Genomic DNA, 17,292 nt, shown 5'->3' with positions numbered 1-17,292 from the left:
TGGAGGCGTGCCGCGAGGAGGCAGGTGGCGATTCGACTCTCATGATCGCCGCGCTTGGCGATGTCGCGCGCAGCCTTTACACGCCCCTTCCGGGCGAGGGAACCCAGCTTTGCGACAGTGCCGAAGCTGGCGCACACGCTCGGGCTGCAGATAACGTTCAAGCAGATCGAAGGCCGCCGACAAGAGTGCTGGTCGGGAAATCTGAGCGGAACGTTGATCACGTCGGCGCCCTACCTGCTCGGACAGCGCTTGAACCTTTGCCTGCAACACCAGCTGCGTGCCGGTTTTCCTCATGCCGGCGCCGGAGATCGTTTTACGTTCGTTGGGCGTCGTGATCCCGCCCGTTAGCGCGGCCTGCAGAGCGCAATGGAAGTTGCCCTCCGGTGCATTCGCGCGCAGCACCGAATTCAGCAAGTCGCTGCCGTCCGACGCCGAATCCGTCCGCTGTGCGACGCGTTCACGAGGCTTTCGCCGAAACGTGGCGGGCACGCACGCTGTCGCGCAAATTGGCGTCATCAACCAGCGACACATGGATAGTTCGACGCGACATATAGACCCGTCTCAGCATGGTCGATGCGCCTTCGAGTAGACGCGAGCTGCATCAAGTTCTCGCACGCTTATAGCGCTACGAGGGAAAAGTGCTCCGTGATAAGTTCTTGAAGTCCTTACGAGGGACGAAAACTTCAACAACGGACCACGGAGCAATGAGTGGACATCACAAGCGACAACAATGAAGCGCTTAGCACTAAGCCAAATGAGATTGAAACGCCACCAGATCGGTTCACCATCGTCATGAATGCGAGCGATGGAACGGTCACTATCAGAGCGAGCAGCGGGGAAGGCACGTTCGCTCCGTCGATGCTCGACATAATCATTGAGGATCTGGCCAAAGTACGATCTCGCCTCCCCATTCCGGTTTCTGCCCTGCCGCCGTGGGAATACCGTGTTGGGCTAGAGGATGTTCTTCGACCGACGAGTAGCCCGAACTACTGGGTTGGGGCCGCTCCAATGCAAGGTGGGCCGTTGTGGCGTTCCGGCATCCTTGGGTCGGTTGACTTCCATTCCACTTGCCGCCAGATAGCGCGAACGCTTTTGTCCAGCGCGTCCATCAAGCGATATCGCTAGAACATCCGTCCGGCAACGCATGAGCCAAGGCAATTCACCGCTCTCAAGAGTGATGGCTTCACGGAGGCGGCTCAGATCAGTTCGCCTCCGCGTTCTCGCGCTCGGCGCTTTCCGGCTGCTCTGTGCCACGCACCCCATCCACAATTTGTTCGAATTCAGCCACGTCGCCAGGCTCGTCGAACGTCCTTAACGTTACGTGATGCTGGTGAAAGTCGAGGGCAAGGACACCCACAGCGTCGTCTCAGCGTTGTCGAGGCAAGTGCGTAAGCTGCCGGCTGAGTTGCGCAAGTCCCTGATCTGGGGTCGTGGCGCAGAGATGGCGCGTCGCAAGGCCTTCGCCTTGGCCACTAATGTCGACGTGTATTTCTGCGACCCGCAAAACCCGTGGCCATGCGGGTCGAACGAGAATACTAATGGTCTTTCGCGGCAGTACTTCCCGAATAGCACAGACTTGTCAGGCCATTCGCAGGGCTACTTGAATGCTATCGCCAGACACCTCGACGAGAGGCCGAGGAAAACCTTGGATTTCAAAACACCTGCCGATAAGCTGAGCCAGACCGCTGCAACGACGCGTTGAACTCACCGCAGCCTTTTTTAGGATGTCGCGCTCCTCTGCCGTGCGACGAAAGTGCGCACGCAGCCGCAGCAGCTCGCTCTTGGCTTCGAGCAGCTCGCTCGCCTGCTTCTCTGTCTTGTCCGGGGCAACGGCCTTGACCCACTTGTAAAGACTGTGGGCTGACACGCCCAGTCGCGCAGAAACTTCGGCGACGGAATACTTGCGGTCAATGATCTGTTGAACGGCTTCTGCTTTAAAATCCGGGGTAAAACGCTGGGCACTCATGGGACTTCCTCCTATGCTCAAATCATAGGTGGGAAGTGTTTACGATTTCCGGGGCAGTCCAATGAAGGTGCGTTGGAGTCCGCGAAGACTCGGCCGTCTTAAAGCGACTGCGACGGACTTGCCCATCAGGGGCCAGACGCAAGCGCTTCTCACCCGAGATCATGATTGCAGCCGCCGAGTCGCTTTACCGGCGCTTGCTATAATACGAAGGAAGAACCGACCCGGCACTTGGGCGCCGGATCGGATGGCACCTATCAGAAACGCAGCCCGGCGCTCAGGCCATATGTCACTACGCTCATGTCCATGGTTCGAGAAGGTTGCTGGTTCGTTCGCACGAGGCTGTCGCCGTCTAGATAACGAACTTCTCCGCGAGCGAACCAGCGCTCGCCAAAATTGGCATCCAACCCTGCGACCGCCGCGAATCCGTCGGCGTCCTCGATACGAAGACCCGCCGTCTTGGCTACGCTGGCGTTTCCAACAACACCGCTAACGCTGGTCTTCTGCCAACCGATACCGGCAAATGGTGTGAAGCGATCGCTGAGACGGAAGTGATACTGCACGGTCAGGGCGAGGGGTTGGGTTCGATAGTTCGTCAGTTCAATATCGGGCGCACTCTCAACATCCACTTCAGCACTGGATGTGCGGCTTTGACTTCCCCACAGCTCGATGGCAATGGCAGGGGTGACGTACCAACTCACGCCAATCGATGCGCCGCTATCATCATTGCTGCTCTCCAACTCAGCGCAATGGGAGGTCTGGCAAGCGGTTGGAATGTCGGCGAGACTGAGGTCAACGGGAGCATCCGCATTGGAATGCTGTCCCATGTAACCTGCCGTCACGGCGAAGCGGGAATGGTCGTGCGCGTGTGCGATCAATGGCGCTGCTGACATCGCGGAGATAAGCGCGAGGGCATGAAACATCTTCATAGCTATCCTTACTGCTCTAGGTGGAATCGAGCATAGGTTAGTGAATATCAGCCCGCGCGTTTGACCTGCCGCTAAAAACAAGAAGCGTCTTTTCCAGTTCGAGATGTTTCGCCATCCGGCGCAACGAGTGTCCGACAGCAAGCCCACGAAATATGTCTTTCCGCTCCACAAGCGTGAGGGCCAGCCGCGAGCGTGACCGGTTGGCGGGAACAATGCCGCCTCGGGTTGACAAGACACCATGGATCGAACCCGCATGTTGGCCGAGAGCTCGGCCAATGTCGCTCAGCGATTGCCTTTGTCTCCACCGACGCCAAAGCTCCTGCATCTGCTCGTTCGAGAGACCAGGTCGTCCCATCCTCGCCATAACTGGTTGTCATCCAGATCGATGTATCGGTAATGATGCCGCACCGACCGGTTGAACTCACCGCGGCCTTTTTTAGGATGTCGCGCTCCTTATGTTTTACCCGGCGCAGCTCTGCCTTCAGACGCCGAACCTCAGCGCCTTGGTCCTGCTCAACTCGTTGTACAAAGCCTGGCTTACCAAGCTTCCGAAGCCAGACATACAGGCTAGGCGCGGTAACGCCGAGCCGTTCGACCGCTTCCGCCACCTTTAATCCGCGCCCAGTCACCTGCCGAATCGCCTCAACCTTGAACTCATCCGTGTACCGCTTGCTGCTCATAGATATCTCCATCAGACCATTTCTCCTTGGTCCCGAGATGTCTACAAAAAATTGGGGCGATTCAGTCCACTGGATCCTGGTAACTCCACGCCTCACTCGCTTCCTACTCAGCTTTTGCCCGCCATCTACCCTAATAGCTCAGATGGAAAACTTGGACCTTGGTACTGGCAACGTTCCAACGCCACTGTCTACGCTGCATCCTGACTCGCGATGGCCTCATTGGGGCGATTCGGATCATTGGCTCCATCTAGCGAGATCAATGCAAGCACAGGCACCGACGCCACTGTCTCGCTGTCTCCCTGTCACGGATTCTTGGCGCATGTCATCCATGCAGATCCACTCACGCCCAAAGCATCCAGCCAACGCACTCTTGGAGATCACCGGTCATGCCAATTATCTACAGAGCTACCAAAGATGTCCTGCGCTTCGTCAATTACGGTATTGCCCTCGGAACCGGGGACAAAGGGTATTCCGACGTCGTATCGGACTTCTTCGGGAATGTCGTGACCGACGCCATCGGCGAAGGCGTGGACCAACTGAATTCTTCGCAGGAGGTGTACTGGTCACCCTACGCGGACATCCCCAATCTGGGCAACGTCTATTCGTTGCCTTCCATCGTGACGAGCGGCACCACGATGTACACGTTCTACCAAGGGCAAGCCCCTTACACGTCGGATGCCGGCACGGGGGGCTACCCCTACTATTCGGCGAGAGCCTGCGGCGCCGTGCTTTCGGATCAACTGTGCGGTCGGAGTTTCCCCAACGCTGACGCGCCGTCGGGGCAACAAACGCGCCATCTCCCCCGATTGGGGTGTTGTTCGGCGACAAGGTGTACGCATTTTATGGCAGCGGTATCGCAGGCCCGACCGGACAGCTCTATTACGCTGTCTACGACGGGAACACGTGGTCGTCGCCCCAGCCGGTGCCCGGCGTCTCGATCGCTCTGTACTACTACGGAGGCACCGCTCCCGTGACACCCGTGGTTTTCACGCCACCCGGCTCGCAAAGCCCGCAACTCTATCTATTCTATACCATCGAACCCTACGGACCCGGCGCGATCGATATCGCGTGCGTGGCGACCGAGGATGGCGAAACGTGGACCGCCATCGCCCCCGACGGCCTGGGCATTCCGGAGCTCTACGAAACCTGCGTGTCGGCGACTGTCTATGCCCTCCCGGCGCCGCGTCGGAGCAGATCTACCTCTTCTGCGATTCCGGGTCCACGCTCTCCTACGTCACGTACCCGGATACCAACGGCGGATTCAGCGCCCCGTGGCAATCACGGCCTCGGGCACGTTCAACACCATCAACGGTGCCGCCGTCTACACGCCACCCGATGCCGCAACGCCGCTGCTGTATGTCTTCGTGACACAGTTCGGGTATGCAACCGGCGTCTATTCAGACTATGTGTCCGAAGACGATCTTGTTGCATACAACGCTACTGAAGATACGACCTTCGAATACCCGCTGTCGAGCATTCTCTATACCACCTTTAACGGCAGCACCTGGAGCGAGTGCGAGCAGGTGCCCAATGCCGTCTGGGAGTTGGAGTTTTCCGACCCACTACCCAGCGTCGCCGTGTTTCCTGCAGCCTCGTTCGGCGACAACCTATCGCCTGTCACCGACATCTACCTCAGCACGGTACAATCCGCTCAACCTTACGGCGGCCCGCAATTGCCTGGCGGCCAGATTTGCGCCGCATTCGTTGGCGGCCTGAATCAGTACAGCGCAGGATCGGCACCGTCGCAGGTCACCTCGTTCCCGGCCTATTCAACCAATCCGTTTCAACCGACGGGGTTCGCCGGCGTCAGCACCGCATCGTTGCTCGCCGTGAACATGCCTGGGTTCGCCGCACCACAACCGTGGCTGTTCTACAGCACCTTCTATTCCGACACGCGTGCATTTCAAATGCAGTATGCGGTTCATACCGCGAGCGGCTGGATCAGCTATCCGTTGCCACCGATCGTGGTGCACGTATCGGCTCCTCCGCAGAAGATCGGCTCTCCGGCGGCCATCCCCATACCGACGGGAGCGTCGTACCAGACTTGGCAAAGCCTGACGGTCTTCAACTCGACCTGCGGGATGCAGGGATACGCAAGCTACTTCGCGCCAGGTGGGGAGCTCGTTACTCCAATCAGCGTGATTCCTGAAGCCACCGGATCGCCGTCGCTCGCATTGCTCAACAATCAGACGTACCTGTTCTATCAGGGGGCAGGCAGCCAGACCGGACAATTGTGGTACACCCAATGCGACACGATGGCGTACGGGGGGGTGGAGTGCCCCGGTGGCCGTTACGGGCGTAGCCATGTCCGAATCGCCGTCGGCGGTCGTGCTCGACGGCAACCTGTACGTGTTCTATCAGGGGGCGAACGATAACGGGCAGCTCTGGTATGCCTGCCTGTCTGGCGTGAGCGGCACGTGGTCGGCGCCGGTGCAGGTCTTCCCCACCGGCGAAGACGCCACCAGCATCCTGCTCTTCGGAACACCGTCCGCATGCCTCTACACACCCGCCTCCGGCATCAGCCAGTTGTTCGTGGCCTATGCCGGCACCGGTACCAGCGACAACTGGCAGTTGACCTACTGCACCCTGGGAACCGATGGCACCTGGATGCAAGCCATCGTGCCGGGCGTGTTGGTCACAGCTTCGCCCACGGCCTACGCGGTGTCGGCCGCGGCTTACGACAGCACCGATACGGGAAGCGCTACGGGCCGGCTCAATATCTTCTTCCAGCCCGCCTCCTGCCCGGGCGAGTTGTACTACTGCGTCTACAACGGATCTGGTCGCCTATCGGCACCACACCGATCACGACGCTGGACGGATGGGTAGGCGGCATCATGTATCAGGGACGCGACAGCGCCCTGCTCTGCTCCATAACAACACTGGTCCCTATGCGGACGAGCTCGGCTGCTGCCAAATTTCGGTCGCAAGCAAGGCACAGGGTGCGTTGTTCTCGGATCCCGTCAGCATCTACTCCACGAGCGCAGAATCGAACCAGTACTTCCCGGCCATGGCCGGCGCGCCCGCTGCGACGATCGCCAACGACAACATCTACGTTTTTTACAACAGAACCTACCTGACACCGCTCTCCACCTATGTGGAGAGCGCGCTTGGCTGCATGCAGATTCCGCTTCCCGCCAACCCCGAGCAGATCGACCTTGAGACCAACATGCTGAACACCGCTGTGGGTAGCACGGGTGGACAAGACGCGTTTGCGGTCGGAAGCGGCTTCATTGCCATGACCAACTCACCGGGCGCGGCCACGTTCCAGAACATGCCCTACGTATTCTTCAATACCGGCGACGGCGAGATTGCTTGTTGCGCGGGGCTTACTTCCACCGCGCAAACCGTGGCCTCATCCGTTGCGGCCGCGTGTAGTCCGGCCGTGATCATCGGGCCCAGTACGACACCTGTCGTGAACGTTGACGATGACAACAGCATCGACGTGCTGTACCTCTTTTATGTTGGGTCGACCGCCGAACTGACGGTCGATGGAACGACGTATGAGGTCGGAACGCTTCAATGTCGCTATACGACCGATGGCGTGTCGTGGTTCAACCTCGACCTCGGTCCATCGCCTTCCGTGAACAGCAACGGCGTCCTCCCCACCATGATTGATGGCAATATCTATCTCTTCTTCAGCACCGGCGATGCTCGCTATTACACGATCTTTCCAGGGCTCGCCTGTGTCACTGGTGGGGGCGTCGGTCGCGCTGCCGATACCCACGCAGATCAGCCGAATGGTGTGCAGCACGGGCTCCTCAGTGGCTACCTTCAACGACGAGTTATGGTGCGTCACGCAGGGGATCGACGAAACGGACTACACACTCAGGGGTGGTTGGGGCATCGTGCCCAGTGGCAACTTGTTCTTCAGCCGCACGCTTGATGCCAAATGCTGGAGCTGGAACACCGCCATCGGGCAGATCTCGGGCGCCGAGCCGATGTCCACGGCACGGCCCGTCGCTACGGCGTTCACTCCAGCCTCGGGCAGCCAACTGTTGTACGTGTTCTGGCCCGCCGCCAGCGGCCACCTCCAGTACGTCACAACGGATGGCACCTATACGACGCCTACCAGCAGCGCCTATGGCCTGCCCTGGTCCGGGCCGTATCAAGTCGGCAGCGCCGCCTACACGGACGACAACGCCGCCGCCGCCGTCATGCCACCTCTGGATTCACCCGCCGATCCGGACCAACTCCATGTCTTCTGGCAAGGTTCGAACCACTCGGGATACCTCTACTACGCGACCATGAGCCCTGCAGGCGACTGGAGTTCCCCCAGCCAGATCGTCCCGACTGGATGCGAGGGCGCCTACATGTCGCTGTCGCCCTCCGTGGTGTCTTACGCACCCGGAGGCGGTACTCCCACGACCTATGTGTTCTATCAGAAGAACGGAAGTTCCGGAAAGCAGCAGGACAAGGTGGATCTGCAGTACTGCGCTTATGCTGGTGGAACGTGGACCCAATCGCAGGTTCCGAATATCTCCTACACAACGCCAGCGATCGAGGGATTGACGCAGGAAACCTACACAGGCATCGATGCCGCCACGCCTCCTGCTGCGATCGTGTTCAACGGCAAGCTATACGTGTTCTACGCGCAGGATACCTACCAGTGGTCGGAGACCGGAAAGAGCTGGGCCAACCTCTACCCGGTCACCTACAGCGTCTTCGATGGCACCACCTGGTCCGACCCGAACCGGATCGGTTCGACGTCGACCGCGAACGCGACCTCCCTGCCATACGAGTACTCGCAGGTACCGCAGTTCGTTTCCGCCGCGATACTGAATGAAGAGTTGTACGTCTTCTTCATGAACGTAGGCGCCGCCAGTGCGGAGTGTCCGCCTCCGGGAGGCATCTATTACGTCTCCACCTCGGACGGGACGCACTGGTCGAGTCTGGTTCCCACGACCAACGTGATCTATGTCCCGGGTGGCACGACCTCGCTTGAGGACGACCTTGGCACGGAGGTCAACGACAGCCTCGCGGCGATCAATGGCGCACTGTCGTATGTCGGGCTTCCGACCTCGGACGAAATTCGCAATAACGTGGCGACTGGCGTCATTGGCGTGTTCTTCTGACCCGCCGCTACCCTGCAACACCTTGACATTGTCACACCGAGGCTCCCGCTCCATTTCCGGCCAAGGCTGCCGAGGGAACCATCTTGTGTGGATCAGGTGCGCTGCAAGCTAAGGGCGCTGAGTCGCGCCCCGGAGGGCGCCCCGTCCGCGGTAGCGCAGTTTTAAGTGCAAACTTTGCCTTCCTTTTCGACCAGCAGTCCTTCCCGCAACGCACTGACGATCTGCACGGCTACGCTCGGTGGGCGTCCCACACTGGCACGGTATGGGGTTGCTCATGTATAGGCACCACGGATTGTTGCACCAAGCCCGCGGGCCAGGGAATCGCCGCGGGCGCCATGCTCAACGTGAGAATGACCCCTAACGAGTTGAGGTACACGCATGAAATCGAGAGCAGCACGCTGTCACCTGGCCTGATGAGCCAGGATGCCGCCAACGGTCAGGTCAGCGGCGCACCGACGATGCTACAGGCGACGGCGAACATGGTAAAGGATGTCAACAATGCGTATGCCGCAACTACCAGTAAGGTGAACTACCCGGTTATCGCCGGATAACCCACCTTCCCGCGCTGGCGTCTCCTGCTTCCATGCCCGTGCGTACTTTGCGCGCCACTGGCAAAAGCTGGCCGGGCTGAAGCCGTGTTGCCGGCAGCTCTGACATCGCCACGCCGGCCTCGGCCTGTATAATGAACCCAAGATTCTGCTCGATAGCAAAGCCCTCTACTTCATGCCCATCCTTCCGGGTGACGGACTTTATAACTTGACTTAGATGGCTTACTGTAGCTGGGATCGCAATTTCCGCATCGGGGCCTTTCGGCATCAGTCACGCTGCCATTCTTCGTAGATTGTGGGCCGCGGCAGTCACTAGGAACTCATCGCGGGCACCTTTTAGGCTGCGAAGCCACAAGCGGTCCAGTCGCAAGATGCGTCTGAGGTACGCGAACAGCATCTCCACCTTCTTCCTATGTCGGCGTGACCCTGGTTGCCGGAATTGGAGCACGGCGTCGATAGCGTGATGCTCCAGCGGATCTCGGCTATCCGGCTCCATCGCTCATTGAGCGAAGATTGATCCATGCGCGAGCTTCAAAAAGCCGCGCATGTCACCAGGAACCTAGGCCGCTGTGAACAGTCCTATGGGCATGTCGCAACGCTCTATAGCAGCGTTAATGCGCTGTCCCCAGCGGCCCGTTCCATGATCATTCGACCTTCATCAACGGAGGCGCCGTCCATTTCCCTTCCAGTGCCTCGTCCTTTGGCCAGTATAGGCGCATGGCCATCACGAACGGCCCCTTAGGCGCCGGCAGCCAGTTCGCCTGCTTATCCTTGCCGGGTGATTCGTTCTGAATCAGCAGCGTGATCCCGCCATCAGGATCCTTCCTGAAATTTGGCAACATCGGGGAGTTGAGCAGATAGCGGTCGATCGGGTTGGCGACAAGGAGGCTCGACGGTAGCTCATACATCGTCAGCGACCAGAATGCGTGGACCGGCGGCAGTTTCCCCGGTGCAAGGCGAAGGGAGTAACGATGTGACCCGTCCAGCTTTTGCCCGTCTGCATCGACGCTATACACCGGATACATCGCTTCTTCCTTCGAGTTGCCGTAGATTCCGAGTACAGCTGCTTCCATTCGGTACAGATAGTTGTTCTTCAGGAACTCGCGACTGCCGAACATTTCACCCAACTTCTCTTCCCCTGCGTCGACACGCTTCTTGAGCGCTGCCAGATCTTGCCAGGCATCGGCCATGCCCTCTTCCATGGCCGCCTTTACATCAGGCGGCAGCGTGGCCGGAGCGATCGTTTTGCCCGCGCCGATGCCGATTCTGGCAAAGCGCGTCATCAGCTCCTGCTCCGAATCAACCGTCGGAGCGAATTGCAGCAGGAAATTGAGAACATTGAAGAACTCTAACGAAGTTTTCTGCGTGTCAGGGGTCAGGGGCTTGATGAAAGTGATAGCTGGCGCAGCGATTGGCGCGGGCTGTCCCAAGAACGCCGAGAGCGGTTGCGCCTTGTACCCAGCCTGTACGTTCTTCACATTGTCAATGTCAGCGGGATTGAATAATTGCGTGCGATAAGCAGCGAAGGCGAACTCTGTTTCTGCAGGGATGACCTTGGTGATTCCCTCCGGCGCCTCTCCTTTCCAGCCTGGGCCGGCGATCATGAAATTGCCGGCCTCATTGCCGGTGGCGCGGCTGCCGATATAGCTGAAGTTCTGGGTGAACGCGTCGATCAGCTGGATGCTGTAGTAGCGCCCCTTCTCAACTGCTGGCACGGACAGCACGATAGGTTCCCCGCGCAGGTCCAGGCCGACGAAGGAATACGGCGTATCGGAGTTCGGCGACTGGATCGCCTTGTCGTCCGGAGAGTAAACACGTGGGACGTTCTTGAGCTGGTTCCATGGCGCTTTGTATTCTGGGTTCTTTGTATCAACAAAGTAGGCGTACTGGATTCGATAGTTGTCCACCATCGGGAAACCGTAGATATAGGCTTCCTTGGCGATCGCGCGCACTTGGGCGGGGGTTGGCTCGCTGGTAGCGGCCGCGGCCGCTGGCGACGGCGGCGCACCCTCAGCTGCCGCCTGCTGTCCGCGTTCGCAACCCGAGGCTGCCAACAGCATGGAAACGGTGAGTAGCAGTTTCAGAAGGTTCATATATCGATTCCTATGTGGGATTCGTTCACTACCAATATTCGTGGGTACCCGGCCGCCAAAGCGAACCGCTCTGCACGAACTTCCTTGTCCACTAGTTCGTAGCCACCAGTCCCGGTGGTTTCCAGGTCCCCTCGCCAGCAGGAAGAATCGAAGATCCAGTGTCCTTAGGCCAATACAGGCGCATGACCAGATAGGCTGGACCATCGGGCGCGGGCAACCAGTTGGCTTCCTTGCCTTTGCCGGGCGAGTCCTTCTGGATATGCAAGGTCAGCGAGCCATCCGGATTCTTCGTCATGTTTGCCAGCATCGGTGAGTTGATCAAGTAGCGATCGATCGGGTTCTTGATCAGCAGTTGGCTGTTGCCGTCATACATGGTTACCGACCAGAACGAGTTCACCGGTGGTAGCTGGCCTGGCGGGAAAGTCAGCGTGTAGTAGCGCTTGCTGGTATCCACCGTTTCCCCGCGGGCGGTGGTACGTGTGAACGGATAGGTGGCTTCCGCAGCGTTGTTGCCATAGATGCCTGCTTTTGCGGCTGCGGCCCGGGTCAGCCAGTGGCCCTTGTAGAAAGCACGATCGCCAAAGAAGGACCCAATCTTCCATCCATTGACGTCCTTCAATCCGCTGGCGATGAATCTGTCGACTTTGGCGTCGCCTTCCTTCATGCCGAGCCTGGCGGCGGCTTTGTGTTCGAACGACAAATCGTCGAATTTGAACGTTTTCCCGGGTCCCACACCGATGCTGGCGAGCTTCGCGCGGATTTCCTGATCCTCCGGCGTCGGCGGCACGAACTCCAGCGCAACGCTCAGATAGTCAAAGAAGTTTTCCTTGATCCCGTCGGTAGTGGCTGGCCGAAAGTCAATCTTCGGCGCCGGAGCCGGTGCGGGCTGGTTGAGGAATGCGGAAAGCGGTTTGGTGCTGTAGCCGGCCTGCACTTTCTTCACATTCTCGATATCTCCCGGGTCAAACAACTGAGTGCGGAAGTTGGCGAAGACGAAAGGCGTGGTCGAAGTGAAGACCTGATTTATGCCTACAGGCTTCTCTCCTTTCCAGTCGGGACCGACGACAAGATAGTTGCCCGCATTATTGCCGGTGGCGCGGCTCCCGATATAGCCGAAGTTGTATAGATTCCCGTCGATCAACTGAACCGAGTAGTAGCGGCTCTTGTCCACCACAGGCACCGAGATAACTGCCGGTTCTGCACGGAGATCCAGCCACAGGATCGAATAAGGCGTGTCGCTATTGGGTGTGATGACCGTCGTGTCCTCGGGCGTCGCAACGCGGGCCAGGTTCTTGATCTGATTGAATGGCGCCTTGAACTGGCTGGATTTCGAATCCACTGCAAAGTCATGCATGATCGCGTAGTTCATCACTAGCGGCAGGCCGTAGATGAACCCCTCTTCGGCGACGGCTTTGGTCTCGGCGATTCCGTGTGCTGGAACTGCTAGTGCTGCGTCCTGAGTGGCCGCCTCGCTGACGGCAGCATCCTTCGTTCTGTCGCAGCTAGAACTGAGCGCCGCACCGGCAAGGAGAGCGAGACCGAGAGCTTTTCGCCCTATTCTGAATTTCTGCATGAAAAAAGCTCCAAGGGTTCAAAATACGGTGGTTGTTGCGCGGAATAGTTCGCTCCAGAATGACGCCCTGTTCTGCTCCCTGCAGTGCCGTCTACTGAAAGAAGCTGCGCAATTGCGACGGAAAATAGAACCAAAAGAAACACGAAGCGGCGCCAAAATGGGATGTCCATAAGCGCATAGCGCGAAGGCGAACATGGGACAAACCATAACGGCTTCTTCTACTACCGCAATTGATAAGAGGTGCACTACATGCTGCCCTGAGGGGCATTTTTTTTTGGCGCGCTTCTTGCTAGCTAACGAAGCCTACAGGCTGACGACAGACGCTTTGACGCCGCTGTTGCCATAAATTCGCCTCAATCATGAGGCTTTGATTTCATGCGCAACCCCGACTAGCAGCAGCTTGGCATGAAGATCGCGTGCCGGCCGATCATTCGATTCGCAAGTTGCGGATGAAGACACTGTGGGATTACCGTCCTGACTGCCCGGCATCGGCGGCGATGCGGCCGGTTACAGCAAGCGCTTTTGCGCCGAGGCCAGCACGATGATGCGACTGTTGCGCGGGTTGATGTTGACGTTCTCCGACAGCACCTTGATTTTAGCCACGCCGTTCTCGCGGGTCAGCAGGGCGTACGCATAGGCGGCTCGGATCGCAAACCGCGGCGCTGCGGCCTGGTTGTAATCAAACGCGGTGATGCTCTCGGCCGCGCTGCCCATTCGCCCCCTCTCTTTGCCCAGGTACGTGATCATGCCCCGACCCTTGGACGATGTCCGGCAGGCTGTTGTTGTGCGGCCCATGCCGCATCGTGCTGTCCCGTCCCGACAACTGATCGGCGATCTTTTGCAGAGTGGGCGGGCCTTGAATTCCGGTCTTCGGCGCCAGGTTCTTGTCCGGTGTGGAAGGCATAAAAGTTGTCCCCGTCCACCGCGTAGACCATCGTGCACCCGCTGAGCGCCGGAGGCGATCAAGTTGAGGACATTGATCATCCACTGTTTAGTGAATATCTCCTGCAGCAGATATCTGCTGCGGCCGATCCGCGCCTGGATCAGCACGAGACCGTTCGGCGCTATGAGGCCTTGCCGGATCATGACAAGAGGGCGGTGCTGGGCGAACTGATGGAACGGCTTCAGGCCCCCGTCTCACTGTGTAGGTACTCACCCGCAGGTCCCTCGATTGAAGGAATTGAGGATGCCGAGATTGGCAGTGAGCAGTTGCTCGCCGCCTTGGAAGCGGTGTTGGCGGCAAGGCTGGGACCGGGCGAGCTGGCATTGAGCGTCGTTCGGATCGAATGCCGCATCAAAGGAAGGCCGTGAACTCGCCGAGCGATAGGAGACTTCTCGTCTCTGACGGTATCCAGCGCCCGGACATGCGGCCGCTGTTCGATCGGTTCGAGAGGAAAACGGTGCCGGGCCAAAGCTGGGCAATAATGGGTATCCGCTTGGACGGGTATCCACACGGGCATCCACGGAATCGCGGGCTCCGTGGCGATCGCCAGCATTTGGTAACCACGCTGCTAGCCACAAAAACCAGACCCCATCGAATACCGGCGAGCGGTGCCGCCCGGTAGGCCCGGTATAGACTCATCAGGCAGGCCACGCGTTGGGTCGCCAGCCCGTGCAGCTGCGTTGCCTGCGCCGGTGTCAATGCCGTCAGCTGTTCGCTAAATGTCCGTTCGGATTGCCGAACGATATCGAAGATGGAGCGGTAGCCGGCTTTGTCCAGGATTGGATCGCGTCCTCATCCGTGGCCAATGAGACCCGCATTGCCCGTTGTGCATCGCCTTGCATGTCACGCCTCCCGTGTGGCCGCAGTCGTCTTGAACGGAACCTACGCGGCAGCACTGGTACGTCACCAGTACGAGGGCAATGCCAGCATGGCCAGATCGGCTAGATCCCCAAAATCGTCTGAGATGTTGTCTCGGGCTGCAGCGTTATGTCATGCCAAAAAATAGGCACGCCGCTCCGCGCCACGACAGCCTCTCAATGCGCACGATCAAGAGCGCGCCGCAGCGCGTCAACGAGGTCGATACGGCGTGCGACGTGACGGTGGCGAGGATGCCTGCGGCGACTATGGACTGAGCCGGCAAGAAGCGGATTTCGATCTTGGCGCCGTTCGAACCGCGGTCGGGCACTGGCGGGAAGAAGCACGGCGATATTCCCCATTCCTCGCTCTCAATGCTCAATCTCTTCTACGACGGCACCTTCGATCCGGTTTGGGATCGCGCGCGGCGAGATCGAGCAAATGCGGCCGGCCTTCCAGGTGTAGCCGTGACCATGGCAACCCGCATAGCGGTCGGACGGGAGCGAAACCCGACTTGACGGGTTCATCGACACTCAGCTGCACGCGCGAGAGGAAACATGACGTCGATCGTCATTTGGCACAACCAAGAGGACGGGCTGCGCGGCTTGTAGGCGGCGTGCGACCCGCGCGTCCCAGCGCGGACAACATTCTGACCGACAACTACCCCAAGCTCCCACCGTCCACGCGATCGCGTATGAAAGGGAGTTCGGTCGCTCGCGACCCCGGCATGTGCTCACGGCCGCCTTTGCGAGCGCCGGCAGCACGCTGACTGGCTCGACATTCAGGAAAATTCCTTCGGCCCTGCTCTCGACACTGAGCGAACTCGACTACTACGACGCGCTCGATATGCCGTTCGAGGACAAGATTCCGACACTCGAAGAGGCGGCCCATCTCGCCGCGACGCTCGCTTCCAGATATGCCCTCAGCCTGGGAATGCACTACCCAGCGAGCGCGAGGATCGAGATTGCAGTGTTCGGCTACTGCGCCAGAACCGACGCGTTGCGCGTGTTCAAGATACAATCGTCCGGAAGCCCCCCCCGCAACTGTCACTATCGTGACTGCTTCAGTTGACGCTGACGACTTCTTGGTCCTGACCGGAGATCGGATGTTGCCGAAGCAATTGCGCCAAAGCGTGCCCACTCAGAGAAACATTCACTCGATTGGCACAGGGCGCCGATCCTGGCGCTGCTGAACTTGGTGGAAGATGTCGGTTTCGGCACCATCGGGGGTTCGGTCCAGCTATGCGCAACCGGGAGGTTCGGCGGGCGCCTTCTCCCGCTGCTCGATTCGAAGCGCATGCAGAACCTTCTGGCTGGCTTCAACTTGTTCGAGATCTTTCCGAAGATCGGAAGATTCACTTGCGGCCACTCCCTGGCGCTGGTTCATCCCGGCACGGATGGTGGGCCAAGGCCTCGACGCTGAAATGACCCGAGACCTTCGACAACCATGCTCTCGTCAAGGTGGGATCGCCACTGCTGTAGTTTCCGGCAACTTTTATGAATCGCACCGCGAACGCGTCGGCAATGACTGTCGCCAATGGCGATTGCTATTGATGTAGGCGCTTTCGTGTGCACACGGGCGCACAAAATTTGCACACGTGCCTTTGTAACTAGCTGAAAATAAATGACTTTCTGTCCCGTCCATCATCGGGGCAACGGAGAGGCGCATCGACACCTCATAGCGCGATGTGGGAGATGGATTTGGCGGGGTCACGTCAGGAAAGGTCATAAAGCGGGTAAAGAGGCGAGCCTGGAACGAGCGAGCGCTATTTTCGCCTTTCCCGGGGCTGGGGTCGAATCGGCCGTATCAAACCTTTTCACCCGATTGCCAATCGCCAGAGGGAGGGCAGTCCGGCACAGTTGACTAACGCGACCTGACACTCCGCCTAATAAACACCGCTCGGCTTAGCGATATTTTGCCTTCGACAAGGCCGACCTACCGCCTTGAGGATCCCATGGAATGAAGCTGCTCTTCAGCCGCAACCCCAATCCGCGCCTTGCCGTCGCGGTGGCGCGCCATGTCGATGCGAAGGTGGAGTTTGAATTCGCCGCCCCTTTTGCTCCTGGGCAAGCTGAGCGGTATCGCCCGCTTAATCCGAATCTCTCTTTGCCCATCCTGGTAGGTTCGGGAAAAAGCCTCTGGGAGGCTGACGCCATAGCGTGCCGGCTTTCAAGCGCCGCGCGTTCGGATTTCTGGCGCACAGGCAGTGATGAACCCGAGATGATTCAGTGGCTCAGCTGGGGCAAGGAAACCTTCGCACGGGCTTGCGACATCGTGCATTTCGAACGAGGGACCAAACAGCGGTATGGACTAGGCCCGATCAATCAGGTCCTTGTGGAAACAGGACTAACGCAGTTTCACGCCGCGGCCGTGATACTTGAGGCCCAGCTCTCCGAACGAGAATGGCTGGTTGGGAGTTCGGTGTCCTATGCGGACTTCCGGATGGCGACGTTTCTTCCTTTCAACGATATCGCCAGGTTGCCGCTTGATCGTTATCCCGCTGTCGGCCGCTGGTATCGCCAACTCGAAGAAATCGAGGCTTGGCGCAATCCTTTCGAAGGACTGGATGCGCCTGAATTGCCGCCTGTCCCGGCGGAGAGCGCGACCGCATGAATAAACACGCCAGTTATGGCCGC

The 17,292-nt window shown here is 59.0% G+C and carries 12 protein-coding genes and 5 pseudogenes; 8 read left to right on the top strand and 9 right to left on the bottom strand.

Translation table 11 applies throughout. The annotated features are described in order from the left end of the window. Positions 1-39: 39 nt before the first annotated feature. Positions 40-414 carry a hypothetical protein gene (locus tag AB6O04_RS16260; RefSeq protein ID WP_368565204.1) on the bottom strand — a complete coding sequence of 125 codons (375 nt, stop codon included), beginning with the start codon at positions 412-414 and terminating at the stop codon, positions 40-42. Between the two features lie 868 nt (positions 415-1,282). Here AB6O04_RS16260 and AB6O04_RS16255 point away from each other — a divergent pair. Beyond that, positions 1,283-1,702 (top strand): annotated as a pseudogene (locus AB6O04_RS16255) (IS30 family transposase); the annotation flags it as partial. A gap of 12 nt (positions 1,703-1,714) precedes the next feature. On the opposite strand, the pseudogene AB6O04_RS16250 reads toward AB6O04_RS16255, so the two are convergent. From AB6O04_RS16250 to AB6O04_RS16240, 3 genes and pseudogenes are all read right to left on the bottom strand, one after another. Continuing rightward, a pseudogene (locus AB6O04_RS16250) lies at positions 1,715-1,966 on the bottom strand (transposase); the annotation flags it as partial. Between the two features lie 254 nt (positions 1,967-2,220). Further along, entirely contained in the window at positions 2,221-2,892 is a 672-nt protein-coding gene (locus tag AB6O04_RS16245) for an OmpW family protein (RefSeq protein WP_368565202.1), read from the bottom strand. A 431-nt stretch (positions 2,893-3,323) separates the two neighbouring features. Then, positions 3,324-3,572: pseudogene (locus AB6O04_RS16240) on the bottom strand (transposase); the annotation flags it as partial. A 1,271-nt stretch (positions 3,573-4,843) separates the two neighbouring features. Here AB6O04_RS16240 and AB6O04_RS16235 point away from each other — a divergent pair. From AB6O04_RS16235 to AB6O04_RS16220, 4 genes are all read left to right on the top strand, one after another. Continuing rightward, on the top strand, positions 4,844-5,947 hold the full coding sequence (locus AB6O04_RS16235; RefSeq protein ID WP_368565200.1) for a hypothetical protein: 1,104 nt from the start codon (positions 4,844-4,846) through the stop codon (positions 5,945-5,947). Further along, on the top strand, positions 5,877-6,398 hold the full coding sequence (locus tag AB6O04_RS16230) for a hypothetical protein (protein WP_368565197.1): 522 nt from the start codon (positions 5,877-5,879) through the stop codon (positions 6,396-6,398). Before AB6O04_RS16235 ends, AB6O04_RS16230 begins: the two co-directional genes overlap by 71 nt. A 935-nt stretch (positions 6,399-7,333) precedes the next feature. Beyond that, positions 7,334-8,644: a hypothetical protein gene (locus AB6O04_RS16225; RefSeq protein WP_368565195.1), complete on the top strand. Its 1,311-nt coding sequence runs from the start codon at positions 7,334-7,336 to the stop codon at positions 8,642-8,644. Positions 8,645-8,988: 344 nt separating this feature from the next. Beyond that, positions 8,989-9,195, top strand: coding sequence for a hypothetical protein (locus AB6O04_RS16220; RefSeq protein WP_368565241.1), 207 nt, complete (start codon positions 8,989-8,991; stop codon positions 9,193-9,195). Positions 9,196-9,237: 42 nt separating this feature from the next. On the opposite strand, the pseudogene AB6O04_RS16215 reads toward AB6O04_RS16220, so the two are convergent. The 5 genes and pseudogenes from AB6O04_RS16215 to AB6O04_RS16195 form a co-directional block, all read right to left on the bottom strand. Then, a pseudogene (locus tag AB6O04_RS16215) lies at positions 9,238-9,397 on the bottom strand (transposase); the annotation flags it as partial. 66 nt (positions 9,398-9,463) lie between these two features. Further along, positions 9,464-9,616, bottom strand: a pseudogene (locus AB6O04_RS16210) (transposase); the annotation flags it as partial. A gap of 220 nt (positions 9,617-9,836) precedes the next feature. Further along, positions 9,837-11,285, bottom strand: a complete 1,449-nt coding sequence (locus tag AB6O04_RS16205) for a DUF1254 domain-containing protein (RefSeq protein ID WP_368565194.1) — start codon at positions 11,283-11,285, stop codon at positions 9,837-9,839. A 91-nt stretch (positions 11,286-11,376) separates the two neighbouring features. Continuing rightward, the gene (locus AB6O04_RS16200) at positions 11,377-12,639 is read right to left on the bottom strand and encodes a DUF1254 domain-containing protein (RefSeq protein ID WP_368565193.1); all 1,263 of its coding nucleotides are present in this window, start codon (positions 12,637-12,639) and stop codon (positions 11,377-11,379) included. Positions 12,640-13,365: 726 nt separating this feature from the next. After that, entirely contained in the window at positions 13,366-13,605 is a 240-nt protein-coding gene (locus AB6O04_RS16195; RefSeq protein WP_368565191.1) for a cytotoxic necrotizing factor Rho-activating domain-containing protein, read from the bottom strand. A gap of 189 nt (positions 13,606-13,794) precedes the next feature. On the opposite strand from AB6O04_RS16195, the gene AB6O04_RS16190 reads away from it, so the two are divergent. The 3 genes from AB6O04_RS16190 to AB6O04_RS16180 all read left to right on the top strand — a co-directional run bounded on the left by AB6O04_RS16190 (position 13,795) and on the right by AB6O04_RS16180 (position 17,269). Then, positions 13,795-14,169 (top strand): hypothetical protein, encoded by a 375-nt coding sequence (locus AB6O04_RS16190; protein ID WP_368565190.1) that lies wholly within the window; start codon positions 13,795-13,797, stop codon positions 14,167-14,169. 1,216 nt (positions 14,170-15,385) lie between these two features. Next, positions 15,386-15,727, top strand: coding sequence for a hypothetical protein (locus tag AB6O04_RS16185; protein WP_368565189.1), 342 nt, complete (start codon positions 15,386-15,388; stop codon positions 15,725-15,727). Between the two features lie 888 nt (positions 15,728-16,615). Continuing rightward, positions 16,616-17,269 carry a glutathione S-transferase family protein gene (locus AB6O04_RS16180; protein ID WP_368565188.1) on the top strand — a complete coding sequence of 218 codons (654 nt, stop codon included), beginning with the start codon at positions 16,616-16,618 and terminating at the stop codon, positions 17,267-17,269. Positions 17,270-17,292 lie beyond the last annotated feature (23 nt).

Source organism: Pseudoxanthomonas sp. UTMC 1351 (genome assembly GCF_040948865.1).
In the GTDB taxonomy this organism is placed as follows: Bacteria; Pseudomonadota; Gammaproteobacteria; order Xanthomonadales; family Xanthomonadaceae; genus Pseudoxanthomonas_A.
The sequence above is the reverse complement of the archived record's forward strand: the minus strand, read 5'-3'. Positions and strand labels throughout refer to the sequence as shown.